Source organism: Pseudomonas sp. St290 (genome assembly GCF_018325805.1).
Lineage (GTDB): Bacteria > Pseudomonadota > Gammaproteobacteria > Pseudomonadales > Pseudomonadaceae > Aquipseudomonas > Aquipseudomonas bijieensis.
The window spans coordinates 1336623-1363086 of record NZ_AP014703.1 but is presented as its reverse complement, the minus strand read 5'-3'; the positions used below and the strand labels follow the sequence as shown (position 1 = coordinate 1363086).

General features: G+C 60.3%; 22 protein-coding genes. 4 read left to right on the top strand and 18 right to left on the bottom strand.

Annotated features, from left to right (window positions below):
• Positions 1 to 2 precede the first annotated feature (2 nt).
• Positions 3 to 161 carry a Com family DNA-binding transcriptional regulator gene (locus tag PBDP_RS05850; RefSeq protein WP_212802477.1) on the bottom strand — a complete coding sequence of 53 codons (159 nt, stop codon included), beginning with the start codon at positions 159 to 161 and terminating at the stop codon, positions 3 to 5.
• Between the two features lie 460 nt (positions 162 to 621).
• Positions 622 to 1356, bottom strand: coding sequence for a LexA family transcriptional regulator (locus PBDP_RS05845; protein ID WP_003198297.1), 735 nt, complete (start codon positions 1354 to 1356; stop codon positions 622 to 624).
• Positions 1357 to 1971: 615 nt separating this feature from the next.
• Here PBDP_RS05845 and PBDP_RS05840 point away from each other — a divergent pair.
• From PBDP_RS05840 to fdxA, 3 genes are all read left to right on the top strand, one after another.
• On the top strand, positions 1972 to 2325 hold the full coding sequence (locus tag PBDP_RS05840; protein ID WP_109755644.1) for a DUF6124 family protein: 354 nt from the start codon (positions 1972 to 1974) through the stop codon (positions 2323 to 2325).
• Positions 2326 to 3163: 838 nt separating this feature from the next.
• Entirely contained in the window at positions 3164 to 5731 is a 2568-nt protein-coding gene (mutS, locus tag PBDP_RS05835; protein ID WP_178082512.1) for a DNA mismatch repair protein MutS, read from the top strand.
• Positions 5732 to 5874: 143 nt separating this feature from the next.
• Entirely contained in the window at positions 5875 to 6198 is a 324-nt protein-coding gene (fdxA, locus tag PBDP_RS05830; RefSeq protein WP_109756621.1) for a ferredoxin FdxA, read from the top strand.
• 489 nt (positions 6199 to 6687) lie between these two features.
• Here the strand turns inward: fdxA and rpoS are convergent, their stop codons facing one another.
• The 8 genes from rpoS to PBDP_RS05790 all read right to left on the bottom strand — a co-directional run bounded on the left by rpoS (position 6688) and on the right by PBDP_RS05790 (position 13812).
• A complete protein-coding gene (gene rpoS, locus PBDP_RS05825; protein ID WP_047227588.1) occupies positions 6688 to 7695 on the bottom strand; it encodes an RNA polymerase sigma factor RpoS in 1008 nt (335 codons plus the stop codon).
• A gap of 106 nt (positions 7696 to 7801) precedes the next feature.
• Positions 7802 to 8647 (bottom strand): peptidoglycan DD-metalloendopeptidase family protein, encoded by an 846-nt coding sequence (locus PBDP_RS05820; RefSeq protein WP_116834186.1) that lies wholly within the window; start codon positions 8645 to 8647, stop codon positions 7802 to 7804.
• A 212-nt stretch (positions 8648 to 8859) separates the two neighbouring features.
• Positions 8860 to 9495, bottom strand: coding sequence for a protein-L-isoaspartate(D-aspartate) O-methyltransferase (locus PBDP_RS05815; protein WP_161796107.1), 636 nt, complete (start codon positions 9493 to 9495; stop codon positions 8860 to 8862).
• A gap of 41 nt (positions 9496 to 9536) precedes the next feature.
• On the bottom strand, positions 9537 to 10286 hold the full coding sequence (gene surE / locus PBDP_RS05810) for a 5'/3'-nucleotidase SurE (protein ID WP_109756623.1): 750 nt from the start codon (positions 10284 to 10286) through the stop codon (positions 9537 to 9539).
• Entirely contained in the window at positions 10274 to 11332 is a 1059-nt protein-coding gene (gene truD / locus PBDP_RS05805) for a tRNA pseudouridine(13) synthase TruD (protein WP_212801942.1), read from the bottom strand. The genes surE and truD overlap by 13 nt, the downstream gene beginning before the upstream one ends.
• A complete protein-coding gene (gene ispF / locus PBDP_RS05800) occupies positions 11329 to 11802 on the bottom strand; it encodes a 2-C-methyl-D-erythritol 2,4-cyclodiphosphate synthase (RefSeq protein ID WP_109756625.1) in 474 nt (157 codons plus the stop codon). Before ispF ends, truD begins: the two co-directional genes overlap by 4 nt.
• Positions 11803 to 11845: 43 nt before the next feature.
• Positions 11846 to 12691 carry an S-formylglutathione hydrolase gene (gene fghA / locus PBDP_RS05795; protein ID WP_109756626.1) on the bottom strand — a complete coding sequence of 282 codons (846 nt, stop codon included), beginning with the start codon at positions 12689 to 12691 and terminating at the stop codon, positions 11846 to 11848.
• A gap of 8 nt (positions 12692 to 12699) precedes the next feature.
• Positions 12700 to 13812, bottom strand: coding sequence for an S-(hydroxymethyl)glutathione dehydrogenase/class III alcohol dehydrogenase (locus PBDP_RS05790; protein WP_024779034.1), 1113 nt, complete (start codon positions 13810 to 13812; stop codon positions 12700 to 12702).
• Positions 13813 to 13918: 106 nt separating this feature from the next.
• On the opposite strand from PBDP_RS05790, the gene PBDP_RS05785 reads away from it, so the two are divergent.
• Complete coding sequence (locus tag PBDP_RS05785; RefSeq protein ID WP_109756627.1) at positions 13919 to 14815, top strand: LysR substrate-binding domain-containing protein; 897 nt, start codon at positions 13919 to 13921, stop codon at positions 14813 to 14815.
• Between the two features lie 153 nt (positions 14816 to 14968).
• On the opposite strand, the gene ispD is transcribed toward PBDP_RS05785, so the two are convergent.
• The 8 genes from ispD to dnaE form a co-directional block, all read right to left on the bottom strand.
• On the bottom strand, positions 14969 to 15676 hold the full coding sequence (gene ispD, locus PBDP_RS05780) for a 2-C-methyl-D-erythritol 4-phosphate cytidylyltransferase (protein ID WP_109756628.1): 708 nt from the start codon (positions 15674 to 15676) through the stop codon (positions 14969 to 14971).
• A complete protein-coding gene (gene ftsB, locus PBDP_RS05775; protein WP_025212129.1) occupies positions 15673 to 15951 on the bottom strand; it encodes a cell division protein FtsB in 279 nt (92 codons plus the stop codon). The genes ispD and ftsB overlap by 4 nt, the downstream gene beginning before the upstream one ends.
• A gap of 171 nt (positions 15952 to 16122) precedes the next feature.
• On the bottom strand, positions 16123 to 17412 hold the full coding sequence (gene eno / locus PBDP_RS05770) for a phosphopyruvate hydratase (protein ID WP_072408299.1): 1290 nt from the start codon (positions 17410 to 17412) through the stop codon (positions 16123 to 16125).
• 162 nt (positions 17413 to 17574) lie between these two features.
• Complete coding sequence (gene kdsA / locus PBDP_RS05765; RefSeq protein WP_063322754.1) at positions 17575 to 18420, bottom strand: 3-deoxy-8-phosphooctulonate synthase; 846 nt, start codon at positions 18418 to 18420, stop codon at positions 17575 to 17577.
• Between the two features lie 4 nt (positions 18421 to 18424).
• Positions 18425 to 20056 carry a CTP synthase gene (gene pyrG, locus PBDP_RS05760; protein WP_116831575.1) on the bottom strand — a complete coding sequence of 544 codons (1632 nt, stop codon included), beginning with the start codon at positions 20054 to 20056 and terminating at the stop codon, positions 18425 to 18427.
• A 274-nt stretch (positions 20057 to 20330) separates the two neighbouring features.
• Positions 20331 to 21656: a tRNA lysidine(34) synthetase TilS gene (gene tilS / locus PBDP_RS05755; protein WP_212801941.1), complete on the bottom strand. Its 1326-nt coding sequence runs from the start codon at positions 21654 to 21656 to the stop codon at positions 20331 to 20333.
• Between the two features lie 149 nt (positions 21657 to 21805).
• Positions 21806 to 22753, bottom strand: coding sequence for an acetyl-CoA carboxylase carboxyltransferase subunit alpha (locus tag PBDP_RS05750; RefSeq protein WP_047701999.1), 948 nt, complete (start codon positions 22751 to 22753; stop codon positions 21806 to 21808).
• 149 nt (positions 22754 to 22902) lie between these two features.
• Positions 22903 to 26424 carry a DNA polymerase III subunit alpha gene (gene dnaE, locus PBDP_RS05745; RefSeq protein WP_109756631.1) on the bottom strand — a complete coding sequence of 1174 codons (3522 nt, stop codon included), beginning with the start codon at positions 26422 to 26424 and terminating at the stop codon, positions 22903 to 22905.
• Between the last annotated feature and the right edge of the window lie 40 nt (positions 26425 to 26464).

Below are 26464 nucleotides of genomic sequence, written 5' to 3'. Positions count from 1 at the left end.
GATCAACAGCGCTCATCTCGCTCTCTGGCGATCACTCGAGGCTCAAGGGCCTGCACATGATTCAACGTCCCGCATCGGGCACATTTGATCTGGAGTTCGGTGTTCTCGCCCATCCGGGCCAGAAGTCGTTTGCAGTGACCGCATCTGAAATCCTTCAGCATCGAAAGCCCTCCCATTGGCGGCGGTTTGAAGTGCCTCACGGCACAGGCATTCCAAAAAGCCCGGTTACCCAGGCTTTTCAGTAATGCGCTTGATCTTTCGGCGCGACTGGCGCGGTACGGATCCATTCAAATTGTTCCTCCGGCCGCGGTCCCTGCCCGCCGGATAACTGCTTCTGGTGCTTTACGCTGCACACCCGGGTCAGTTGCCAACCCTCTGAACCGTTAAGGCCGGTTCATCGCTGCCTGTTGGTGGAACTAAAGAGCTTTGTTGCCAGCCGCTTTGTCGAGCGGCTTGGACACAGAATATGCATGGATGCATATACAGTCAATGCGTAAATGCATTTATTTATGCATTTAGAATGCGCAAATGCATGAAACCCTTGTAAGTACAGGGGTTGCAGGTTTTCAGGAGGCGAAAAAAAACCCGCACGGCGGCGGGTTTTATCTGACAGCGGAGGGGTTAGCGGGCGTACATGCCCCACCAGAAGACGTGACCGAGGATGACGATTTGCTCATCCTGCATTTCCTGGAAGGTGTAGTCCTCATCCGGATGCTCGTCGCGGTTGAAGCTGCGCAGGCGGATGCCGGTGGGCAGGCGATAAAGCTGCTTCACCCGCAGTTGGCCGTTGTGGTTGATGGCATAGAGGTCGCCGTCGACGATGTCGCCGATCCCGCATTTGCCTGCATTCACCCCGACCGTTGCCCCATCGCGCAGCACTGGCAACATGCTGTTGCCGCGCACCGTCACGCATTTGGCCTGGTCGAACTGCACGCCGTTATGGCGCAGGCTGCGTTTGCCAAAGCGCAGGCTAGAGCGCTCACTTTCCTCGATGACGAATCTTCCTGATCCAGCAGCCAATTCAACCTCACGCAGAAAAGGGACCGACACCTCGTCTTCTTCGACGGGTGTTTCGTCGTCCCACAGGCTTATGTCCTTGAGTTCGGAATGCGGCTCATCGCGGCGAGCATTGCCGGCGGGCACAACGTCCGCACGCCCGCGCAACTGATCGGTGCTCACGGCGAAGTATTCGGCGATCTTCGAGATGTGTTTATCCGAAGGATCGACGATCTTGCCGCTGAGGATCCGCGAGAGAGTGGACTGAGGCACGCCGGTACGCCGGTGAAGCTCCGTGGGGGAGATCCCGTGCTGATCGAGCAATGCTCTTAATACGGTAGAAACGTTGCGTTTTTGCATAACGCGCATGATGCTTGTTCTTTTTGCAGAAGACAAATGCTGTTTTGCATAAATAGGCAATACGCCTCACTTAAGCCTCACTTGATTCACTGTGGCGAGGGGATTTATCCCCGCTGGGACGCGAAGCGGCCCTAAATTCCACCCCAGGCGCACTAGCCACTTAGGGGCTGCTACGCAGCCCAACGGGGATAAATCCCCTCGCCACAGGAGCTTGGCTCCATATTTGATGCCCCTGCTGATCACATGGGGAATTCGCCCTACACGTCCCTAGGAAAAGACTTCAAATCCGTCCTTCAAAAGCGCAACACAAGGCTACGTTGCCTTGCGTCTCTGCCTACACCTACGCCAGAATCCGCCGGCTTGTGCGCTTTGGGGCCCATCGGTACTTTTGATCCTGTCACTGCCCATCAGTGATCGGGTTTAGTCGCTCGGTATTCCAAGGTGCTCATTGCTCCATTCAGTCAGGTACTTCTATTCCTGCACTTGATGGTAGCTGTGCGCAGGGCGCCCTCGGGCGCGCCGGTTTCTTGGATCCCCGGTCGACTAACCTGCGTACAGCTGCCACCCCTCGTTTAGTCGCGAGTGAGTGGTGGCTCAACTTCAAGGATCCATAGAATGCCGAAGAACACACCAAATCCCCCAGACGATCACATCTCCCGCAGCCAATCGGCCAACGCCAAAAAACTCGACGACGCGGCCACTCGTGCCCTGGACTATTACCTCAAACCCAAAGCAGACAAAGAAACCGGCGACACACCCGACACCCTTTTCATCATCGCCCCGAACATCGACGCCGAATGCCTGCTCGCCAACCTCAGCGAAACCCTGGCCTCGGCCAACGCCATGGTCAGCGACCTGGCATTCGACCTGAAGGGCTCGCGACGAAATATCGCCCTGGGGGTTCAGCAGATGATTGAGCTCAGTCAGTTGCTGGCGAACCGGGCGTTGGATGTGGTTGAGGTGAGGTAAGCATTCATGATGCAAGCCGAGACCTAAGAGAAGCCCGAGCAATCACTGTGGGAGCGAGCTTGCTCGCGATAGCGGTAGTCCAGTGACAACTAAGTTGTTTTGGCTGCCGTCATCGCGAGCAGGCTCGCTCCCACAATTGGATCGGCGTACAGCCAGAGAACCAGGCCGGCTGTCAGGCCGTCTCGCGAGCAAGCTTTGCTCCCACAGATATGATGGGTGTACGACCGGGAGAGCCAGGCCGGCTGTCAGGCCGCCTCGCGAGCAAGCTTTGCTCCCACAGATATGATGGGTGTACGACCGAGAGAGCCAGGCCGGCTGTCAGGCCGCCTCGCGAGCAAGCTTTGCTCCCACAGATATGATGGGTGTACGACCGGGAGAGCCAGGCCGGCTGTCAGGCCGCCTCGCGGTGGACGTTGATCTCGGCGCCCCGTTAACCACGATGGCTGAACGAAGGTATTGCGCAGTGGGCAACCCGGCATGGATGCCGGGTTAGCCGCGCTGGGCCATGGATGGCCCTTCGCGGCGGCCCACGGAGCAATGCCTTTGTTCAGGCATGCCGAGCCTAAGCGAGGCACCGAGTGGTGGGGCAGAAGCGCTTTGGTTACTTTCGCGCTTTTCGAAAGTGACCCGCCGTCAGGGCGGAACCCTAAGTGGCCGTTACCGCAGCAACGGATATGCACTCAATCCCAAACACACCAAAGTCCCAAAAACCACTCACATATGGGTAGCACCAGACCGCCCATGTTAACCTTGCGCCCATCGCGGAAAAGCCGGGCCAATGCCCCTCCTTTTGCCCCAAACCTTTCAACGAGCCTGCCTGACACCCATGAATACAGCCGTGAACGACCTCTCCAGCCACACGCCGATGATGCAGCAATACTGGCGCCTGAAGAACCAGCACCCCGACCAGCTGATGTTCTACCGCATGGGCGACTTCTACGAGATCTTCTACGAAGATGCGAAGAAAGCCGCCAAGTTGTTGGACATCACCCTGACGGCGCGTGGGCAATCGGCGGGCATGGCGATTCCGATGTGTGGGATTCCTTACCACGCGGCGGAAGGCTACCTGGCGAAGCTGGTCAAGCTCGGCGAGTCCGTGGTGATCTGCGAGCAAGTCGGCGACCCGGCCACCAGTAAAGGGCCGGTGGAACGCCAAGTCGTACGTATCATCACACCGGGCACAGTCAGTGATGAAGCCCTGCTGGATGAACGCCGGGACAACCTGATCGCCGCAGTCCTGGGCGATGAGCGCCTGTTCGGCCTGGCGGTGCTGGACATCACCAGCGGCAATTTCTCGGTGCTGGAAATCAAGGGCTGGGAAAACCTGCTGGCGGAGCTCGAACGAGTCAACCCGGTAGAACTGTTGATCCCGGATGACTGGCCCAAAGACCTGCCGGCAGAAAAACGCCGTGGTGTGCGGCGTCGGGCGCCGTGGGATTTTGAACGTGATTCGGCGCTGAAAAGTCTCTGCCAGCAGTTTTCCACCCAGGACCTCAAGGGCTTCGGCTGCGAGAACCTGACCCTGGCCATCGGCGCGGCCGGTTGCCTGCTGGCCTACGCCAAGGAAACCCAGCGCACCGCCCTGCCCCACTTGCGCAGCCTGCGCCACGAACGCCTGGATGACACGGTGGTGCTGGACGGCGCGAGCCGGCGCAACCTGGAACTGGATACCAACCTGGCCGGCGGGCGCGACAATACTCTGCAATCGGTGGTCGACCGTTGCCAGACCGCCATGGGCAGCCGCCTGCTGACCCGCTGGCTGAACCGCCCACTGCGGGACCTGACGGTGCTGCTGGCGCGCCAGTCCTCCATTACCTGCCTGCTGGATCGTTATCGCTTCGAGCAGTTGCAGCCGCAGCTCAAGGAAATCGGCGACATCGAGCGCATCCTCGCCCGTATCGGCCTGCGCAATGCCCGTCCCCGTGACCTGGCACGCCTGCGTGATGCCCTCGGCGCCCTGCCCGAGCTGCAAGTGGCGATGACCGACCTCGAAGCACCGCACCTGCAGCAACTGGCGCGCACCACCAGCACCTACCCGGAGCTGGCCGCGCTGTTGGAAAAAGCCATTATCGATAACCCTCCGGCGGTGATCCGTGACGGTGGCGTGCTGAAAACCGGCTACGACGCCGAACTCGACGAACTGCAAGCGCTGAGCGAAAACGCCGGCCAGTTCCTGATCGACCTTGAAGCCCGGGAAAAAGCCCGCACCGGCCTGGCCAACCTCAAGGTCGGCTACAACCGCATCCACGGTTATTTCATCGAGTTGCCGAGCAAGCAGGCCGAACAGGCCCCGGCGGACTATGTTCGCCGCCAGACCCTCAAGGGTGCCGAGCGCTTCATCACTCCAGAACTCAAGGCGTTCGAAGACAAGGCGTTGTCGGCCAAGAGCCGCGCCCTGGCTCGGGAAAAGATGCTCTATGAAGCACTGCTCGAGGACCTGATCAGCCAACTGCCGCCCTTGCAGGACACCGCCAGTGCCCTGGCGGAACTGGACGTGCTGAGCAACCTGGCCGAACGCGCACTGAACCTGGACCTGAACTGCCCACGCTTCGTCAGCGAACCGTGCATGCGCATCAGCCAGGGTCGTCACCCGGTGGTCGAGCAAGTGTTGACCACGCCGTTCGTGGCCAACGACCTGAGCCTGGACGACAACACCCGCATGCTGGTGATCACCGGTCCGAACATGGGTGGTAAATCCACCTACATGCGCCAGACTGCCTTGATCGTGCTGCTGGCCCACATCGGCAGCTTCGTCCCGGCGGCCAGTTGCGAATTGTCCCTGGTGGACCGGATTTTCACCCGGATCGGCTCCAGCGATGACCTGGCCGGTGGGCGCTCGACCTTCATGGTGGAAATGAGCGAAACCGCGAACATCCTGCACAACGCCACCGAACGCAGCCTGGTGCTGATGGACGAAGTCGGACGCGGTACCAGCACCTTCGATGGCCTGTCCCTGGCCTGGGCGGCGGCCGAACGGCTGGCGCATTTGCGAGCCTACACCCTGTTCGCCACCCACTACTTCGAGCTGACGGTACTACCGGAAAGCCAGCCGCTGGTGGCCAACGTGCACCTCAACGCCACCGAGCACAACGAACGCATCGTTTTCCTGCACCACGTGCTGCCCGGCCCGGCCAGCCAGAGCTACGGCCTGGCAGTGGCGCAGCTGGCCGGCGTGCCGAGCGAAGTGATCAGCCGTGCTCGCGAGCACCTGAGCCGCCTGGAAACTACCAGCCTGCCCCACGAAGCACCGCGCCCGACCAAAGGCAAACCGGCCGCTCCACAGCAAAGCGACCTGTTCGCCAGCCTGCCCCATCCGGTGCTCGATGAACTGGCCAAGCTCGATCTGGACGACCTGACTCCACGTCGGGCGCTGGATTTACTCTATACATTGAAGACACGGATCTAACGCACAGGCTTTCAAGCTGTTAGAATCTCGCGCGGTTTGGGATGCTGCGGACTATTAGCCTGGTTCGCAGACTACCGCTCCCGAACCTGGCGACCCCACCCGTGAAGGGGATTCGCTGCCGCCGCCTGAGGAGAGAATTAGAAATGACCTTCGTCGTCACCGACAACTGCATCAAGTGCAAGTACACCGACTGCGTAGAAGTCTGTCCGGTGGACTGCTTTTACGAAGGCCCGAACTTCCTGGTCATTCACCCGGACGAGTGCATCGACTGCGCCCTGTGTGAACCGGAATGCCCGGCGAATGCCATTTTCTCGGAGGACGAAGTGCCGACCGGCATGGAGAACTTCATCGAGCTGAACGCCGAGCTGGCGGATATCTGGCCGAATATCACCGAGAGGAAAGACGCCCTGCCGGACGCCGCAGAGTGGGATGGCAAGCCTGGCAAGATCGCAGACCTCGAACGCTGATTACCCCTGCGCTCCTCGAAAGGCCCCTCGTGGGCCTTTTTGCTGCCTCGAACAAAATCGCAGGCAAAAAAAAGGGGCGGTTTGACCCGCCCACATTTTTTCCCTAATCCCTTTAATCCTATTCATCATCCTGATGAATCGCGTCCTGCGATGTCCTTCCTTCCCATCGTCCTTGACGGGTGTGTCTGTCCGTCGACACAGGACTGATATTAGTGTTTTCCCGGACGAGTGCAATTCACCTGATACGGTCAACGCACGTTGTCACACCACGTTCATCAATTAAATTTTCCTTTAAAATCATGAAAGTACAGAAAATTTTACGGTTTCCATAGTCGTCTATCCCTTCAATGGGAAACCAAACACTTACGCAATACTAGGCAAAAGCTTACAAGCTGAAACTACAAATAGAATGAGATTGGAAAGCAGTCACCGCAGAAACGAAAAAGCCCCGAACCAGTCGGGGCTTTCGCTGTTGCACTGAGCTTCATGTCACTGGAACAGCGACTCGCTCGACAAGCCGTTTTTCTCCAGGATCTCTCGCAGACGCTTGAGGCCTTCTACCTGGATCTGCCGGACCCGCTCACGGGTCAGGCCAATCTCCAGACCAACATCTTCCAGGGTGCTGCTTTCATGCCCCCGCAAACCGAAGCGGCGAATCACCACTTCCCGTTGCTTGTCGGTCAGTTCCGAAAGCCACTGGTCAATGCTCTGGGAAAGGTCATCATCCTGAAGTAGCTCGCACGGGTCCGTGGGGCGATCGTCGGTGAGGGTGTCGAGCAGGGTTTTATCCGAGTCCGGCCCCAGCGAAACGTCCACCGAGGACACCCGCTCGTTGAGCCCAAGCATTCGCTTGACCTCACCTACCGGTTTCTCCAGCAGGTTGGCGATTTCTTCGGGTGAGGGTTCATGGTCAAGTTTCTGGGTCAACTCACGGGCGGCCCGCAGGTAGACGTTCAGTTCCTTGACCACATGGATCGGCAACCGGATGGTCCGGGTCTGATTCATGATCGCCCGTTCGATGGTCTGGCGGATCCACCAAGTGGCGTAGGTCGAGAAACGGAAGCCGCGTTCGGGGTCGAATTTTTCCACGGCGCGAATCAGGCCCAAGTTGCCCTCTTCGATCAGGTCCAGCAGCGAAAGCCCGCGATTGACATAGCGTCGGGCGATTTTCACCACCAGGCGCAAGTTGCTTTCAATCATGCGTTTTCGACCGGCCGGGTCGCCACTTTGCGACAGCCGCGCAAAATGAACTTCTTCCTCGGGGGAGAGCAGCGGCGAGAACCCGATTTCGTTGAGGTACAGCTGAGTGGCGTCCAGCGCCCGGGTGTAATCGATGTACTTATGTTGTTTAAGTGAAGCGGAGTGTCTGGATTTGGCACGAACGGAAGGTGGAGTCGCCCCTTCATCATTCGACATCGAATCCATAGCGATGCCGGTCTCCATAAGGAGAACCTCATCGTCGATGTCAAACTCCGGCACTTCTTTACTGAGAGCCATTGTTATAGTCCTTTGGTGAGTTCGACCTCAAGCTCAAGCGACGCCTTTATCCTTGGCAACGCTGGAGCCTGTTCCCTCTACGTGACGGAACAGGCTGACAATCAAATCAACGACGTGGCAGGAATTGCAGCGGATCTACTGGTTTACCTTGTCGGCGAATCTCAAAGTGCAGTTTCACCCGGTCCGTTCCCGTCGATCCCATTTCGGCAATTGTCTGTCCGACCTTGACCTGCTGCCCCTCCCGAACCAACAGCCTGCGGTTGTGACCGTAGGCACTGACGTAGGTATCGCTGTGTTTGATGATCACGAGTTCGCCGTAGCCCCTCAAACCACTCCCGGCGTACACAACCGTGCCATCAGACGCGGCTAAAACAGGCTGTCCCAAATCCCCGGCGATATCAATTCCTTTATTCAAACTACCGTTTGAAGAGAATTTTCCAATAAGAACGCCATTAGAAGGCCATCCCCAGCCTGTCGGGGCGGGGCCTGCCGGAGGCATCGGAGCGGGGGTCGGTTTGCTCGCGACGGACGGTACTGTCGCCGTTGCAGCCCCCGCCGGGCGGCGAATGACCGTGGTTTTACTCGACGACGATGCCGTCGATCCCGACTGCGTCACCACTGCGGTAGGCGTTGAACCGCTACGGCCATCGAAGCGAATCGTCTGACCGGGGTGGATCGTATAAGGCGCAGGAATGTTGTTACGCGCCGCGAGGGCCTTGTAGTCCCAGCCATAGCGAAAAGCGATGGAAAACAGCGTATCGCCGCGACGGACTACATACTGGCCGGTCGTTACTGTAGGACGTTGTGGTGCTGCACTGTTGCGATCGACAACCCGGACATTACCCGATGGTGTACTGGAACATCCGACCAGCAAAGTGCTCAAGACAAGGCCAGTCAACAGGCGCTGAAAGCTCGTGATACCCATACGCTGCGCAATGACTGTGAGACTCACCCGCCGCTCCCTTTGTGGTGGCTGAAAAATGGGAAACTGCCTGTCCAGGCAGAAATACATACAAATATAGCTGGCAGCGAACGCGTCTCTATTAATGAGGCGCCAAGTGCCGCCGCACACGTTTGCTCGATACCGTTGCCCGCTGTTTCATAAAGCAGCGCCGCTGTAAGACACAACCGATGCCGCAGAATTCAGCGTCTGTTTATAAATGCTCAGGCCAACGGCCCGTTGAGCAACGGCACGAATCGCACCGCACCCAGGACATGCCGCGAGAAACCGTGTTCTTCACGCACGATCAGCATCAATTGCTGAACCTCGCCGGCCCCTACTGGAATGACCAGCCGCCCACCAGGAGCAAGTTGATCCAACAGGGCCTGGGGTACATCGGTGGCCACCGCGGTCACAATGATGCCGTTATACGGCGCCAGGGCCGGCCAGCCTTCCCAGCCATCGCCCCAACGAAACACCACGTTGCGCAGGTTCAACTCAACCAGGCGCTCCTTGGCGCGATCCTGCAATACCTTGATCCGCTCAACGGAAAACACCCGTTCCACCAACTGCGACAACACCGCCGTCTGGTAACCCGAACCGGTACCGATCTCCAACACCTTGTCCAGCGGCCCCGCCTCCAGCAGCAACTCGCTCATGCGGGCCACCATGTACGGCTGGGAAATGGTCTGGTTGTGGCCGATCGGCAATGCCGTATCTTCATAGGCGCGATGAGCCAGGGCTTCATCGACGAACAGATGACGCGGCGTTCGGCGAATCACCTCCAACACCTGGGCGTTGGACAGGCCTTCTTCGTAGAGACGCTGGATCAGTCGTTCACGGGTGCGCTGGGAGGTCATGCCGATTCCGCGGCGCAGCATATCGTCTTGCTCACGAGCCATCAGCGCAGCCCCTCCAGCCAGCCATCGAGATTTCGAAAGGCGTCGTTGAAGGTACGGTCCAGTTGCAACGGCGTGATCGAGACATAACCTTGCATGACCGCATGGAAATCGGTGCCCGGCCCACCGTCTTCGGCATCACCGGCGGCGGCGATCCAGTAACCGGCCTTGCCGCGCGGGTCGACGACGTGCATCGGTTTGGCGGCGCGGGCACGGTGGCCCAGGCGAGTGAGCTGGATGCCGCGGATGTGATCGAGCGGCAGGTTGGGGATATTCACGTTCAGCACCGTGCGTGGCGGCAGGTCCAGCGCACCGTGGGCCTCGACCAATTTACGGGCGAAGTAGGCGGCGGTAGGCAAGTTGTCGACCTGGCGTGAAACAAACGAAAAGGCAAACGATGGTTTTTCCAGGAAGCGTCCCTCCAGGGCCGCGGCGACCGTGCCGGAATACAGCACGTCATCCCCCAGGTTGGCCCCCAGGTTGATGCCCGACACCACCATGTCCGGCGCGCGTTCCAGCAACCCGTTGATCCCCAGGTGCACGCAATCGGTCGGTGTGCCGTTGAGGCTGATGAAACCGTTGTCCAGATAGCAGGGGTGCAACGGACGGTCGAGCGTCAGCGAGCTGCTGGCGCCGCTTTTGTCCTGGTCCGGGGCGATGACCACGCACTCGGCAAAATCCGCCAGCGCAGCATAAAGCGCGGCAAGACCGGGTGCAGTCACCCCGTCGTCGTTAGAAATCAGAATACGCATGGGCTGTCCGTCTGCCCCACCGGCACCAGATCGACGAGTTCGCGCACCAAGACAGTGGCGAAACATCCGGCCGGCAGGACGAATTCCAGTTGCAGAATGTCAGGCGAGGGATAATGCCACGACAGCCCGCCAATGGGCAGTCGCAGGATGCGACGTTCGTGACTCATTCCCGTGTTTATCAACCAGTCGCGCAAATCGGCCTCGCCCGCTGCGACGGCTTGTTCCAGCTCGAACGTCGCACCGGCGGCAGGCGAAGGCCCCTCGCCCCACTGCGGCCCGGTCGGGTGCAGATCGAGGATCGCCAGGCGTGGATCGCTGCACTCAGCCTCGCCGGCCGGGAAGAAGCTGCGACTATCGGTGAATGCGAGCAAGTCGCCCACCTGGGCTTTCTGCCAGGTACCGTCGGCGACCCGCGCCGCCAACACCCGGTTGAACAGAAAACTGCGGGCGGTAGACAGCAGCCGCGAGCGCACATTGCGCTGCTCCGGCAAGGCCTTGCGCGCCGCCCAGGCACGGGCATCGACGACATTGCCACCGTCATGCCCGAAGCGCTGGGCGCCAAAATAGTTGGGGATGCCCTGACGGACAATCTGTTGCAGGCGCGCGTCGATCGCCGCTGTGTCGCCCTTGAATTGGGTCAGGCGCAAGGTAAAGCCGTTGGCCGAGTGCGCGCCGCGTTGCAGCTTGCGCCTGTGGCGTGCGATCTTGAGGATCTTCAGTGTGTCATTCTCTGCCGCCGACAAGTCCGGATCGGCCTTGCCCGGCAATTGGACGCTGAACCACTGGCGGGTCAAGGCCTGGCGGTCCTTGAGCCCGGCGTAGCTGACAGTGCGCAACGGCACGCCAGCGGCCTTGGCGATTCGCCGGGCCGCTTCTTCGGTGTTCAAGCCACGTTTTTCAACCCAGATCCACAAGTGCTCGCCATCGCCGCTCAACGGGATATCCAGCACTTCATCGACCTGGAAATCTTCAGCGCTGGCCTTGAGTACCGCGCTGCCCAACGACTCGCCATAGGCCCGCGGCCCCAACAGTTCCAGTTCAGTCATGGGCGCAGCAACAAGGCAACGGAGTGGACGGCAATGCCTTCTTCGCGACCGACGAAACCCAGCTTCTCGGTGGTGGTGGCTTTCACGTTCACTTGGTCCAACTCAACTTGAAGATCCTCGGCGATCAACCGGCGCATCGCTTCGATGTGCGGCGCCATCTTGGGGGCCTGGGCAACGATGGTGTTATCGACATTGCCGACTTTCCAGCCCTTGGCGTGGATCAGCGAGACCACATGCCGCAGCAGCACGCGGCTGTCGGCGCCCTTGAATTGCGGGTCGGTGTCGGGGAAGTGCTTGCCGATGTCACCCAGGGCAGCCGCGCCGAGCAAGGCATCGCTCAAGGCGTGCAGCAGGACATCACCGTCAGAATGCGCGAGCAGCCCGAAGCCGTGTGCGATCCGCACGCCGCCCAGAGTAATGAAGTCGCCTTCAGCGAAACGGTGAACATCGTAGCCGTGGCCAATACGCATAAAAAAACGCCCCGATTTTTGTCAGGGCGTGATTCTACCTGCATTAGGCGTTTAGAGCGCGCGCATGATGCTGCAAGTGGTCGTCAATGAAGCTGGCGATGAAGAAGTAGCTGTGGTCGTAGCCCGGTTGCAGGCGCAACTCCAGCGGATGACCAGCGGCCTTGGCGGCTTGCTGCAGGGCTTCGGGCTTGAGCTGATTAGCCAGGAAGTCATCGCGATCGCCCTGATCCACCAGCAATGGCAGTTTCTCGTCGGCTTCGGAGATCAGCGCGCAGGCATCCCATTCGCGCCATTTCGAGCGGTCTTCCCCCAGGTAACGAGAGAACGCTTTCTGGCCCCATGGGCAATCCATCGGATTGTTGATCGGCGAAAAGGCCGACACCGAACGGTAACGCCCCGGGTTGCGCAAGGCACAGATCAACGCGCCATGGCCACCCATGGAATGACCACTGATGCCGCGTTTATCCGAGGCCGGGAAATGCGCCTCGACGAGTGTCGGCAATTCCTGCACCACGTAGTCATGCATCCGATAGTGCCGGGCCCACGGCTCCTGCGTGGCGTTCAGATAAAAGCCCGCCCCCAGGCCGAAATCCCAGGCACCGTCCGGATCGCCCGGCACATCGGCGCCTCGTGGGCTGGTGTCCGGCGCAACGATGATCAACCCCAGCTCGGCGGCCATGCGCTGGGCACCGGCCTTTTGCATGAAGTTTTCGTCGGTGCAGGTTAACCCGGACAACCAATACAGCACCGGCAACTTGCCGCCCTGCTCGGCTTGCGGCGGCAGGTATACGGCAAACACCATGTCGCACCCGAGCACTTCGGAACGGTGCCGGTAACGCTTGTGCCAGCCGCCGAAGCTTTTCTGGCAGGAAATGTTTTCCAGACTCATGACCGACCTCAGAAATGGATGACGGTGCGGATGCTCTTGCCTTCATGCATCAGGTCGAATGCCTTGTTGATATCTTCCAGGCCCATGGTGTGGGTGATGAAAGTATCCAGCGGAATCTCGCCCTTCTCGGCCATTTCCACATAGCTTGGCAACTCGCTGCGACCACGCACGCCGCCAAACGCCGAGCCGCGCCAGACGCGTCCGGTCACCAACTGGAATGGACGGGTGGCGATTTCCTGGCCGGCCCCGGCGACACCGATGATCACCGACTCGCCCCAACCTTTGTGGCAGCACTCCAGCGCAGCACGCATCAATTGGACATTGCCGATGCACTCGAAGGAAAAGTCCACGCCGCCGTCAGTCATATCCACGATGACTTCCTGGATCGGACGGTCGAAGTCTTTCGGGTTGACGCAATCGGTGGCGCCCAGTTGTTTGGCGATTTCGAACTTGGCCGGGTTGATGTCGATGGCGATGATCCGCGAGGCCTTGGCCTTCACCGCGCCAATCACCGCCGACAGGCCGATGCCGCCCAGGCCGAAGATCGCCACGGTGTCACCCGGCTTGACCTTGGCGGTGTTGATCACCGCGCCAATGCCAGTGGTGACGCCACAACCCAGCAGGCAGACTTTTTCCAGCGGCGCTTCTTTTGGGATCTTCGCGACGGAGATCTCCGGCAACACGGTGTACTCCGAGAACGTCGAGGTGCCCATGTAGTGGAAAATCGTCTCGCCTTTGTAGGAAAAACGCGAAGTACCGTCCGGCATCAGGCCTTTGCCCTGGGTGGCGCGAATCGCCTGGCACAGGTTGGTCTTGCCCGACTTACAGAATTTGCACTGGCCGCACTCCGGCGTGTACAGCGGGATCACATGGTCACCCACCGCCACCGACGTCACGCCTTCGCCGATGGCTTCGACAATGGCGCCGCCTTCATGGCCGAGGATCGACGGGAAGATTCCTTCCGGGTCAGCGCCCGACAAGGTATAGGCATCGGTGTGGCAGACACCGGAAGCCACCACACGCAACAGCACTTCGCCCGCCTTGGGCATGGCGACGTCGACTTCAACGATTTCCAGGGGTTTCTTGGCCTCGAAGGCAACGGCAGCGCGCGACTTGATCATCCGGGTTCTCCAGCAAATAAAAACAAGACCGGGAGTGTAATCCTCCACTGGACGATGAATAATCCAACCAAAAGCAAAACATTATTGCTGTACAGGGATAATCGTTATGTCCGACAACCGCTGGGAAGGGATCGACGAGTTCGTCGCCGTGGCCGAATGCAGTCAATTCACCGCCGCAGCCGAACGTCTTGGGGTTTCGTCTTCCCATATCAGTCGACAAATCGTACGGCTGGAAGAACGCCTTCAGACACGGTTGCTCTACCGCAGCACCCGCCGGGTCACCCTCACCGAGGCCGGGCAGACTTTTTTGCAGCACTGCCAGCGCCTGCAGGATGGCCGCGAGGAAGCGTTGCGAGCGGTGGGCGATCTCACCAGCGAACCCAAGGGCATGCTGCGAATGACCTGCGCCGTGGCCTATGGCGAACGGTTTATCGTGCCGCTGGTGACGCGGTTCATGGGCCTTTATCCACAGTTGCGGGTAGACATCGAGCTGAGCAACCGGCCTTTGGACTTGGTGCATGAGGGCCTGGACCTGGCGATTCGCCTGGGTCGCTTGCAGGACTCGCGCCTGGTCGCTACGCGTCTGGCACCCCGGCGCATGTACTTGTGCGCTTCACCTTCTTATCTGGAACGCTATGGCCGACCCCATAGTTTGTCGGAACTGAGCCGCCACAATTGCTTGATCGGCAGTTCCGACATTTGGCAGTTAGAGCAGAACGGGCGGGAATTTTCCCAGCGGGTACAAGGAAACTGGCGCTGCAACAGTGGGCAAGCGGTGCTCGATGCGGCGCTGCAAGGGGTCGGGTTGTGCCAACTGCCGGATTATTACGTGCTGGAACATCTGCACAGCGGCGCGTTGATCTCGCTGCTGGAGGCTCATCAGCCGCCGAATACGGCGGTGTGGGCGCTATATCCGCAGCAGCGGCATCTGTCGCCGAAGGTGCGCAAGTTGGTGGATTACTTGAAGGAGGGATTGGCGCAGCGACCGGAGTATCGAGGGTAGCACTGGTTTTTCGGGTTGTCTGAGCGATTGCTATCGCGAGCAGGCTCGCTCCCACATTGGATCTTCAGTGCCTGCAAATTTTGTGTACAGCCAAGATCCCTTGTGGGAGCGAGCCTGCTCGCGATGGCGATTCAGGACGTGCCGCATCTCTGGTTAATGCCGATTCGCCCAGCGCTGGCGCAACCACTCCAGATCTTCCGGCCGAGTGACCTTGATGTTATCGGCCCGCCCTTCGATCAACCGTGGCGCCTGCCCCGCCCATTCCATGGCGGACGCTTCGTCGGTAATCAGCGCATCCGCCACCAGGCTATCGGCGAGGGCCCGATGCAAGGCACCGAGGCGGAACATCTGTGGCGTGTAGGCTTGCCAGATCACACTGCGATCAACGGTTTCCAGCACGCGGCCCTGCTTGTCGACACGCTTGAGGGTATCGCGCGCCGGGACGGCCAGCAGGCCGCCGACCGGGTCGTTCGCCAGTTCACTGAGCAATGTATCCAGGTCATCCCGGGCCAGGTTGGGCCGGGCGGCGTCATGCACCAGCACCCAATCGTAATCGTCGGCACCCTGTTCGTGCAGATGCAGCAAAGCATTGAGCACGGAGTCCGAACGCTGCTCGCCACCGTCCACGCGCTGGATGCGCGGGTCGTTGGCGCAGGCCAGGGTCGGCCAGTAAGGATCATCGTGAGCAACGCTGACCACCACGCCTTTAACGGTCGGGTGATCGAGGAAACAGCCAAGGCTGTGTTCGAGAATTGTGCGCCCGCCCAACTGCAGGTATTGCTTGGGACGGTCCGCGGCCATACGGGCACCGACGCCCGCGGCAGGAATCACGGCCCAGAAGGCCGGCAAACGGATACTCATTGGGCCAACTGGTAGAGGGTTTCACCCTCCTTGACCATGCCCAGTTCATGGCGAGCCCGCTCTTCAACGGTCTCCATGCCTTTTTTCAACTCGCTGACCTCAGCGTCCATCACCCGATTGCGCTCCAGCAATGCTTCGTTTTCCGCATGCTGATCGGCTATTTGCTGAGTCAGGTCGGCCACTTGCGCCAGACTGCCATTGCCCACCCACAGGCGGTACTGCAGGCCGGCCAGCAACAGGAGCAAGACAAGAAACAACCAATTGGGACTGCGCATCGAATATCAGGTATCCAGTGAAAAAAGACAGCCATGCCAAACTTTGAAACGTCTGATAGCACGAAGCCTGGAAAAACCAGGCTTGTGCTTGATAAGGCATCAGATTAGAAGCAAAACCGCCGCCAAGGCGACCTTTTCGACACAATCCGCTGTCTTTTTACCATTTACTGCTTAGCCGCGAAACTCGGCGCGACCGTTGTACTTGGCCTTGCCGTTCAACTGCTCTTCGATACGCAGCAGTTGGTTGTACTTGGAAACGCGGTCGGAACGGCACAGCGAACCGGTCTTGATCTGGCCCGCCGCAGTGCCCACGGCCAGGTCGGCGATGGTCGAATCTTCGGTTTCGCCGGAGCGGTGGGAGATCACGGCAGTGTAGCCGGCGGCCTTGGCCATCTGGATGGCTTCCAGGGTTTCGGTCAGGGTGCCGATCTGGTTGAACTTGATCAGGATCGAGTTGGCAATCTTCTTGTCGATGCCCTCTTTCAGGATCTTGGTGTTGGTCACGAACAGGTCGTCACCCACCAGCTGGGTTTTCTCGCCGATCTTGTCGGTGAGGATTTTCCAGCCAGCCCAGTCGGATTCGTCCAGACCGTCCTCGATGGAGATGATCGGGTAACGCTCGGTCAGGCCCTTGAGGTAGTCGGCGAAACCTTCGGCGGTGAACACCTGGCCTTCGCCAGACAGGTTGTATTTACCGTCTTCGAAGAACTCACTGGCGGCGCAGTCCAGGGCCAGGGTCACGTCGGTGCCCAGCTTGTAGCCAGCGTTGGCCACGGCTTCGGAGATCACTTTCAGCGCGTCTTCGTTGGAGGCCAGGTTCGGAGCGAAACCACCTTCGTCGCCAACAGCGGTGCTCAGGCCACGGGCTTTGAGCACAGCCTTGAGGTGATGGAAAATCTCGGTGCCCATGCGCAGGCCTTCGGAGAAGGTCTTGGCGCCAACCGGCTGCACCATGAATTCCTGGATGTCGACGTTGTTATCGGCGTGCTCGCCACCGTTGATGATGTTCATCATCGGCACCGGCATCGAGTAGACGCCCGGGGTACCGTTGAGGTTGGCGATGTGGGCGTACAGCGGCAGGTCCTGGTCCTGGGCAGCGGCCTTGGCAGCGGCCAGGGATACGGCGAGGATCGCGTTGGCGCCCAGGGTGGCTTTGTTTTCAGTACCGTCGAGCTTGATCATTGCGTGATCGAGGGCTTTCTGGTCGGCAGGATCCTTGCCCAGCAACAGCTCACGGATCGGACCGTTGATGTTGGCGACGGCTTTGAGCACGCCCTTGCCCAGGTAACGGCTCTTGTCGCCATCACGCAGCTCCAGCGCTTCGCGCGAGCCAGTGGAAGCACCGGACGGCGCGCAGGCGCTGCCGATGATGCCGTTGTCGAGAAGCACGTCCGCTTCGACAGTGGGGTTGCCACGGGAGTCGAGAACTTCACGACCTTTGATGTCGACGATTTTTGCCATTGTTGTAAACACTCCAAAGTTGACGAAAACGCTGTGGGAGCACGGCTTGCCGGCGATGGGGGCCTCAAGGACGCCATCGCTGGCAAGCCATGCTCCCACAAGAGCAGTGCGGCCAGCGGGCCAGAGCGATAATCGAGCGGTACTCTACCGGAGAAAACCGCGTTACGCGGTTTCTATCGTCGGAAAACTCTTGACCAGCTCATCCAATGCCTTGAGCTGAGACAGGAAAGGTTCCAGCTTGTTCAAGCGCAAGGCACAAGGGCCGTCGCACTTGGCGTTGTCCGGATCGGGGTGGGCCTCGAGGAACAGACCGGCCAGGGACTGGCTCATGCCAGCCTTGGCCAAGTCGGTGACCTGGGCGCGACGACCGCCGGCGGAGTCGGAGCGACCGCCCGGCATCTGCAAGGCGTGCGTCACGTCGAAGAGCACCGGGTATTCGAACTGCTTCATGATGCCGAAGCCGAGCATGTCCACCACCAGGTTGTTGTAGCCGAAACTCGAACCACGCTCGCAGAGGATCAACTGGTCATTGCCGGCTTCTTCACACTTGCTCAGGATGTGTTTCATCTCCTGGGGCGCGAGGAATTGGGCTTTCTTGATGTTGATCACCGCACCGGTCTTGGCCATCGCGACCACCAGGTCGGTCTGGCGCGACAGGAAGGCCGGCAACTGGATGACGTCGCAGACCTCGGCGGCGACCGCGGCCTGGACTGGCTCGTGGACGTCGGTGATGATCGGCACGCCAAAGGCTTGCTTGATGTCCTGGAAGATCCGCATGCCTTCTTCCAGGCCCGGGCCACGGTAGGACGTCACGGACGAGCGGTTGGCCTTGTCGAAGCTGGCCTTGAAGACATAAGGGATACCCAGTTTCTGGGTGACCTTCACGTATTCCTCGCAGACCTGCATCGCCATGTCGCGGCTTTCCAGCACGTTCATGCCGCCAAACAGCACCATGGGCTTGTCGTTGGCAACCTCGATGTCGCCGACACGAATGATCTTCTGGGCCATCGTCTTATGCCTTTTTCTGGTGTTGAGCCAAAGCGGCTTTCACGAAACCACTGAACAGTGGATGACCGTCCCGTGGCGTCGAGGTGAACTCGGGGTGGAATTGGCAGGCGACGAACCATGGATGATCCGGCGCCTCGACCACTTCCACCAACGCGCCGTCACCGGAACGACCGGAGATCTTCAGGCCGGCCTCGATCAGTTGCGGCAGCAGGTTGTTGTTCACTTCGTAGCGATGACGGTGACGCTCGACGATCACATCCTTGGCGTAGCAATCGTGCACCTTGGAGCCGGATTCGAGCAGGCATTCCTGGGCACCGAGGCGCATGGTGCCGCCCAGGTCCGAACTTTCGGTGCGCACTTCCACGGCGCCGGTGGCGTCTTCCCACTCGGTGATCAGGCCCACGACCGGATGGCCGCTGGCACGGTCGAACTCGGTGGAGTTGGCGTCTTTCCAGCCCAATACGTTACGGGCGAACTCGATGACCGCCACTTGCATGCCCAGGCAGATACCCAGGTAAGGCACCTTGTTTTCGCGAGCGTACTGCACGGCCGTGATCTTGCCTTCCACGCCCCGCAGGCCGAAGCCGCCCGGCACGAGGATCGCATCGGCGCCCTCGAGCAGGCCGGTGCCCTGGTTCTCGATGTCTTCGGAATCGATGTAGCGCAGGTTGACCTTGGTACGGTTGCTGATACCGGCGTGACTCATCGCTTCGATCAGCGACTTGTAGGCGTCCAGCAGTTCCATGTACTTGCCGACCATGGCGATGGTGACTTCGTGTTCCGGGTTGAGCTTGGCATCGACCACGGCATCCCATTCGGACAGGTCGGCGCCAGCGCACTGCAGGCCGAAGCGCTCGACGACGAAATCGTCCAGGCCCTGGGAGTGCAGGATGCCCGGGATCTTGTAGATGGTGTCGGCGTCTTCCAGGCCGATGACCGCGCGCTCTTCAACGTTGGTGAACTGGGCGATCTTGCGACGCGAAGAAATGTCGATCGGGTGATCGGAGCGGCAGATCAGCACATCCGGCTGCAGGCCGATGGAACGCAGTTCCTTGACCGAGTGCTGGGTTGGCTTGGTCTTGGTTTCACCCGCGGTGGCGATGTACGGCACCAGCGTCAGGTGCATCAGCATCGCGCGCTTGGCGCCGATCTCGAAACGCAACTGGCGGATGGCTTCGAGGAACGGTTGCGACTCGATGTCGCCCACGGTGCCGCCGATCTCGACCATCGCCACGTCGGCATCGCCAGCACCCTTGATGATGCGGCGCTTGATTTCGTCGGTGATGTGCGGGATGACCTGGATGGTCGCGCCCAGGTAGTCACCACGGCGCTCTTTGCGCAGCACGTGTTCGTAGACACGGCCGGTGGTGAAGTTGTTGTTCTGGGTCATGGTCGTGCGGATGAACCGCTCGTAGTGGCCCAGGTCCAGGTCGGTCTCGGCGCCGTCGTGGGTGACGAACACTTCACCGTGCTGGAACGGGCTCATGGTGCCCGGGTCAACGTTGATGTACGGGTCCAGCTTGAGCATGGTGACCTTAAGTCCCCGCGCCTCCAGGATGGCCGCCAATGAAGCCGAGGCAATGCCTTTCCCCAATGAAGAAACAACACCGCCCGTGACGAATATGTAGCGCGTCATGAAAAACCCTAGAAGTCTGCGTTAAAGCGGTCCGAGCCGCCGGGGAAAGCGAAGGAAGGCCGAAGCCCCCGATCACCTGCATTAATCACAGTGCACCTTTCAAAAAAACCGCCGCGTTGGGACAGACCGGAAGTGAAATCACCGGTACGTTGCTCGCTACACATTTTTTGGAATCGCCCAGCAAAGACTGCTTGGTAATCGGCAACTCCTGCAATTCAGGCGAATCCACAGAAGTTGTATCAAGAAGGGAGCGTAGTCTACCGGAAAGCCCCTTTCAGCTCAAACCCAGATCTTGGCTTCCTGGCGTCCAGATCAATTGCCAACTGCCATCAACCGGCGCATCGAGCCCGGCCAGGTTGGCCACCGCCAGCAATTGCTCGCCCTGATACAGCAGCGGCAATCGGCCGCGAACGAACGCCGGCACGCCCTTTTCATTGAGCAAACGCTTGAGGTCACGATGACCACGACCCGGTAACGCCATCACCTCGCTGCCTTGACGATAGCGCACGCAAAGCGGTCCCGCAGGTGGCTTGCCGTTGAGTGCCACCCGACCATTGCCCGGCAAGTACAGCGCAACCACCGGATCCGCCCAGCCGACGGCGCCTGACACCGGACATAGCCAGTGGTCGGATAACCACCAGACCCGCCCGGCGGCCCGGTGCAACTCACCACCGGCCAGCCGCCAGATCGGCCGGGCATCGTCTGCGGCATCGCGCAACGAATCCCAGCCCGACCAGTGATCGCTGTCGGGCAGCAGGGTCATCGGCGCCAACCAATGGCTCAACGCGTTACGCTGACGGGCCGGCGACAACGCCCGCAAAGGCGCCAGCGCCAGGGATTGCAGACCAAGCCAATCGAACGCGTCCGGGGGCGCGGCCTGGGCCAGGTCGATCCGCGCCAGATCATCCAGCAAACCTTGGGCTTCGCCCATGTGCGCAGCGCTGCGGGCCAGGGTCGCCGAAGCTTGCGGCCATTGCTCGGCCAGCACTGGAAAAACCCGTTGGCGCAGATAATTGCGCGCGTAACGGTGGTCGTCGTTGGAGGGATCTTCGATCCAGCTCAAGCCTTGTTGCGTCGCATAGGCCTCCAGCTCAGCGCGGGACACGTCGAGCAGGGGTCGCAGCAAACAGCCCTGGCCCAGCGGACGCTGCCTCGGCATCGCCGCCAAGCCCCTCACCCCTGCCCCACGCAGCAAACGAAACAACAGGGTTTCGGCCTGGTCGTCGCGGTGCTGGGCGGTAAGCAGCACTTCATTGCTGCGGAGCGCCGCCACGAAGGCACCATAACGAGCGTCCCGGGCAGCGCGCTCGATGCTGGCGCCGGGCTGGACCTGCACGCTCACTACCTCAAGCGGTACTCCAAGCGCGTTGCAGACCGAACGACAATGGTCCGGCCATGCATCGGCCACAGCCTGGAGGCCATGATGGATGTGGATAGCACTCAGGGGCGGCAGGGTTTGGTTTTTTGCCAGGGACGCAAGCAGGTGCAGCAGGACGGTGGAATCGAGGCCGCCGGAGAAGGCGATGCGCCAGGTAGCGGCGTTGCGCCAGGGGGATAGCTGTGTGAGGAGCCGGGTGGGCAGGTCGATGCTTGTGTTCATGGGTATCAGCCTTGGCACAAATCAAATGTGGGAGCGGGCTTGCTCGCGAAGGCGGTGAATCAGTCAACACATGGGTTGAATGTTAAACCGCTTTCGCGAGCAAGCCCGCTCCCACACTGGCCCCCACAACTGCTGGAAGCTTGGTCAGATCAGAGACCGTAGCTCATCAACCGCTCGTAACGACGAGCCAGCAGCGCGTCGTTGTCGAACTTCTTGAGCATCGACAGTTGCGAACTCAGCTCGGCGCGGATCAGTGCCGCCGCCGCAGCCGGGTCGCGGTGGGCGCCGCCCACTGGCTCGTTGATCACTTTGTCGACGATGCCCAGGCCTTTGAGACGCTCGGCAGTAATGCCCATGGCTTCAGCCGCGTCCGGGGCCTTCTCGGCGGTTTTCCACAGGATCGAGGCGCAGCCTTCCGGCGAGATCACCGCGTAAGTGGAATATTGCAGCATATTCAGTTGATCGCAGACACCGATGGCCAGCGCACCGCCGGAACCACCTTCGCCGATCACAGTGGCGATGATCGGGGTTTTCAGGCGAGCCATGACCCGCAGGTTCCAGGCAATCGCCTCGCTCTGGTTGCGCTCTTCGGCGTCGATGCCCGGGTAGGCGCCAGGTGTATCGATGAACGTCAGGATCGGCATCTTGAAGCGCTCGGCCATTTCCATCAGGCGACAGGCCTTGCGGTAGCCTTCCGGACGCGGCATGCCGAAGTTGCGGCGTACCTTCTCGCGCACTTCACGGCCTTTCTGGTGACCGATCACCATCACCGGCTGGTCTTCCAGGCGGGCGACACCGCCGACGATCGCGGCGTCGTCGGAGAAGTGACGGTCGCCATGCAACTCATCGAACTCGGTAAAGATGTGCTCGATGTAGTCCAGGGTGTAGGGACGACGTGGATGACGCGCCAGGCGGGCGATCTGCCAGCTGGTCAGCTTGCCGAAGATGTCTTCGGTCAGCGTGCGGCTTTTGTCCTGCAGACGAGAGATTTCATCGCCGATATTCAGCGAATTGTCATTACCGACCAAGCGCAACTCTTCGATCTTGGCTTGCAGGTCGGCGATCGGCTGTTCGAAATCTAGAAAATTCGGGTTCATAGGCGTCCGTCTTGGGTCGACGTCCAAGAGAGCTTGGGCCGGCCGGTTGTCTATTCGCGCCTACCTTAAGGGAGAGGCGCGTTCAGGTCGAGATTAAAAATTCGGGTCGAGATCAGGGGCATTCCGGTTTCAAGAATGGCCCCTGGCCGTCAACGGTATTGGAGGAAGACGTTGTCTTTGCCGAACTGGTCACGCAAGGCTTGAATCAACGCATCCGCCGGATCGATTCGCCAGCCCTCGCCGAACTGCAGCACAGCCTTGGCATCGGGGCGCACGTACTCCATGGTGATCGGGCAGGCACCGCGATGGCGCTTGAACAATTCGCCCAACCAGCGTAGCTGATCGCCCTTGAGATCCTGGGTCTGCAACTTCAGGCGCAGGCTCTCGGCCAGGTTGGTACGGGCATCTTCCATGCTCATCACCCGCTTGACCCGCAGCCGCAGGCCACCGGAAAAGTCATCATTGCTGACCTCGCCTTCCACCACCACCATCGCGTCGGTCTGCAGCAGCGATTGCGCCGAGTGGAACGCATCGGCGAACAACGAAGCCTCGATGCGCCCGGAGCGGTCGTCGAGGGTGATGAAGCCCATCTTGTCGCCCTTTTTGTTCTTCATCACCCGCAGGGCGATGATCATGCCGGCGACGGTCTGCGTATCGCGAGCCGGCTTGAGGTCGATGATGCGCTGGCGGGCGAAGCGGCGGATCTCGCCTTCGTATTCATCGATCGGGTGCCCGGTGAGGTACAGGCCCAAGGTGTCTTTCTCACCCTTGAGGCGTTCCTTGAGGGTCAGTTCCTTGGCCTTGCGATGGTTGCCGTAGACATCGGCGTCCTCTTCGACGAACAGCCCGCCAAACAGGTCGGCGTGACCGCTATCGTGGGTGCGGGCGGTCTGTTCGGCGGCCTTGATCGCTTCTTCCATGGCTGCCAGCAACACCGCGCGATTGCGGTCGATGTTGGCCTGGTAGGCCTTGGGCTCATCCTGGAAGTATGGCCCCAGGCGGTCCAATGCCCCGCTGCGGATCAAACCGTCGAGGGTGCGCTTGTTGATGCGCTTGAGGTCGACCCGGGCGCAGAAATCGAACAGGTCCTTGAACGGCCCGTCCTGGCGCGCTTCGGTGATGGCCTCCACCGGGCCCTCGCCCACGCCCTTGATCGCACCGAGACCGTAGATGATGCGACCTTCGTCGTTCACCGTGAACTTGAACTCCGAAGCGTTCACGTCCGGTGCGTCGAGGCGCAGCTTCATGGTCCGCACTTCTTCGATCAAGGTCACGACCTTGTCGGTGTTGTGCATATCCGCCGACAGTACCGCGGCCATGAACGGCGCTGGATAATGGGCCTTCAGCCACGCGGTCTGGTAGGACACCAGGCCATAGGCGGCGGAGTGGGATTTGTTGAAGCCATAGCCAGCGAACTTTTCCACCAGGTCGAAGATGTTACCGGCCAGGTCCGCATCGATACCGTTGTTCGCGCAACCTTCAATGAAACCGCCACGCTGCTTGGCCATTTCCTCGGGCTTTTTCTTACCCATGGCTCGGCGCAGCATGTCCGCGCCACCGAGGGTGTAGCCGGCCATCACCTGGGCAATCTGCATCACCTGTTCCTGGTACAGGATGATGCCGTAGGTCGGCGCCAGCACCGGCTTGAGGCCGTCGTACTGGTAGTCGGGATGCGGATACGCCAGTTCGGCGCGACCGTGCTTACGGTTGATGAAGTCGTCCACCATGCCCGACTGCAACGGGCCCGGACGGAACAGGGCCACCAGTGCGATCAGGTCTTCCAGGCAGTCGGGCTTGAGCTTTTTGATCAGCTCTTTCATGCCCCGGGATTCGAGCTGGAACACCGCCGTGGTTTCGGCTTTTTGCAGCAGGCTGTAGGTCGGCTTGTCATCCAGCGGGATGAAGGCGATGTCCAGCGGCTCTTCGCCGACCTTGGCCCGGTCACGGTTGATGGTCTTCAGGGCCCAGTCGATGATGGTCAGGGTCCGCAGGCCGAGGAAGTCGAACTTCACCAGGCCCGCCGCCTCGACGTCATCCTTGTCGAACTGGGTCACCAGGCCGTCGCCCTCTTCGTCGCAATAGATCGGCGAGAAGTCCGTCAGCTTGGTCGGCGCGATCACCACGCCCCCGGCGTGCTTGCCGACGTTACGCACCACGCCTTCGAGCTTGCGCGCCATCTCCCAGATTTCCGCGGCTTCTTCATCGACCTTGATGAAGTCCCGCAGGATTTCTTCCTGCTCGTAGGCTTTTTCCAGGGTCATGCCGACTTCGAACGGGATCATCTTCGACAGACGATCCGCCAAACCGTAGGACTTGCCCTGCACCCGCGCCACGTCGCGCACCACAGCCTTGGCGGCCATGGAACCGAAAGTGATGATCTGGCTCACCGCGTTGCGACCGTATTTCTCGGCCACGTAGTCGATCACCCGGTCGCGACCGTCCATGCAGAAGTCGACGTCGAAGTCGGGCATGGACACCCGTTCCGGGTTGAGGAAACGTTCGAACAGCAGGTCATATTCCAGCGGATCGAGGTCGGTGATCTTCTGTACGTAGGCCACCAGCGACCCGGCGCCCGACCCACGGCCAGGGCCCACCGGCACGCCGTTGTTCTTGGCCCACTGGATGAAGTCCATCACGATCAGGAAGTAACCGGGGAACCCCATCTGGATGATGATATCCAGCTCGAAATTCAAGCGGTCGACATAGACCTGGCGCTTGGCTTCATAATCTTCAGTGGTGTCCTTGGGCAGCAGGACGCTGAGGCGTTCCTCCAGGCCGTCGAAGGACACTTTGCGGAAATACTCGTCGATGGTCATGCCATCGGGAATCGGGAAGTTGGGCAGGAAGTGCTTGCCCAGCTTCACTTCGATGTTGCAGCGCTTGGCGATTTCGACGGTGTTTTCCAGCGCCTCGGGCAGGTCGCTGAACAACTCGGCCATTTCCTCGGCGCTCTTGAGGTATTGCTGGTCGCTGTAGTTCTTTGGACGTCGCGGGTCATCGAGGGCGCGACCTTCACCGATGCAGACACGGGTTTCGTGGGCCTCGAAGTCTTCCTGCTTGATGAAGCGCACGTCGTTGGTCGCCACCAGCGGCGCGCCGATCTTGTCGGCCAGGGCCACGGCGGCATGCAGGTGCTCTTCGTCGTTGGGACGATTGGTGCGCTGCACCTCGATGTAGAAGCGGTCCGGGAACACCGACATCCAGTCACGGGCCAGGGTCTCGGCTTCCTCGGGGTTGCCACTGAGCAGGGCCAGGCCGATTTCACCTTCCTTGGCCGCCGACAGCATGATCAGCCCTTCGCTGGCCTCGGCCACCCACTCGCGCTCGATGATGATCGAACCATTGCGCTGGCCGTCGATAAAGCCACGGGAGATCAGCTCGGTGAGGTTGCGATAACCCACGGCGTTCATCACCAGCAGGCTGATACGGCTCAGCGGGGCATCCGGGTCCTTGTTCGACAGCCACAGGTCGGCCCCACAGATCGGCTTGATCCCGGCACCCATGGAGGCCTTGTAGAACTTGACCAGCGAACACATGTTGTTCTGGTCGGTGACCGCCACGGCAGGCATGTTCATGCCCACCAGGGTCTTGACCAGGGGCTTGATCCGCACCAGACCGTCGACCAGGGAGTATTCAGTGTGCAGGCGTAGATGAACGAATGAAGCCGGCATAGTGATCCTGCGTTAAGTCATGAAAACAACAAGGCCCGGA

Excerpts from the sequence above, each read along its gene's own strand:
- PBDP_RS05850 (WP_212802477.1), bottom strand. The coding sequence starts at position 161 with ATGCTGAAGGATTTCAGATGCGGTCACTGCAAACGACTTCTGGCCCGG.
- PBDP_RS05845 (WP_003198297.1), bottom strand. The coding sequence starts at position 1,356 with ATGCAAAAACGCAACGTTTCTACCGTATTAAGAGCATTGCTCGATCAG.
- PBDP_RS05840 (WP_109755644.1), top strand. The coding sequence starts at position 1,972 with ATGCCGAAGAACACACCAAATCCCCCAGACGATCACATCTCCCGCAGC.
- fdxA (WP_109756621.1), top strand. The coding sequence starts at position 5,875 with ATGACCTTCGTCGTCACCGACAACTGCATCAAGTGCAAGTACACCGAC.
- rpoS (WP_047227588.1), bottom strand. The coding sequence starts at position 7,695 with ATGGCTCTCAGTAAAGAAGTGCCGGAGTTTGACATCGACGATGAGGTT.
- PBDP_RS05815 (WP_161796107.1), bottom strand. The coding sequence starts at position 9,495 with ATGACCTCCCAGCGCACCCGTGAACGACTGATCCAGCGTCTCTACGAA.
- surE (WP_109756623.1), bottom strand. The coding sequence starts at position 10,286 with ATGCGTATTCTGATTTCTAACGACGACGGGGTGACTGCACCCGGTCTT.
- truD (WP_212801942.1), bottom strand. The coding sequence starts at position 11,332 with ATGACTGAACTGGAACTGTTGGGGCCGCGGGCCTATGGCGAGTCGTTG.
- ispF (WP_109756625.1), bottom strand. The coding sequence starts at position 11,802 with ATGCGTATTGGCCACGGCTACGATGTTCACCGTTTCGCTGAAGGCGAC.
- fghA (WP_109756626.1), bottom strand. The coding sequence starts at position 12,691 with ATGAGTCTGGAAAACATTTCCTGCCAGAAAAGCTTCGGCGGCTGGCAC.
- PBDP_RS05790 (WP_024779034.1), bottom strand. The coding sequence starts at position 13,812 with ATGATCAAGTCGCGCGCTGCCGTTGCCTTCGAGGCCAAGAAACCCCTG.
- PBDP_RS05785 (WP_109756627.1), top strand. The coding sequence starts at position 13,919 with ATGTCCGACAACCGCTGGGAAGGGATCGACGAGTTCGTCGCCGTGGCC.
- ispD (WP_109756628.1), bottom strand. The coding sequence starts at position 15,676 with ATGAGTATCCGTTTGCCGGCCTTCTGGGCCGTGATTCCTGCCGCGGGC.
- ftsB (WP_025212129.1), bottom strand. The coding sequence starts at position 15,951 with ATGCGCAGTCCCAATTGGTTGTTTCTTGTCTTGCTCCTGTTGCTGGCC.
- eno (WP_072408299.1), bottom strand. The coding sequence starts at position 17,412 with ATGGCAAAAATCGTCGACATCAAAGGTCGTGAAGTTCTCGACTCCCGT.
- kdsA (WP_063322754.1), bottom strand. The coding sequence starts at position 18,420 with ATGGCCCAGAAGATCATTCGTGTCGGCGACATCGAGGTTGCCAACGAC.
- pyrG (WP_116831575.1), bottom strand. The coding sequence starts at position 20,056 with ATGACGCGCTACATATTCGTCACGGGCGGTGTTGTTTCTTCATTGGGG.
- tilS (WP_212801941.1), bottom strand. The coding sequence starts at position 21,656 with ATGAACACAAGCATCGACCTGCCCACCCGGCTCCTCACACAGCTATCC.
- PBDP_RS05750 (WP_047701999.1), bottom strand. The coding sequence starts at position 22,753 with ATGAACCCGAATTTTCTAGATTTCGAACAGCCGATCGCCGACCTGCAA.
- dnaE (WP_109756631.1), bottom strand. The coding sequence starts at position 26,424 with ATGCCGGCTTCATTCGTTCATCTACGCCTGCACACTGAATACTCCCTG.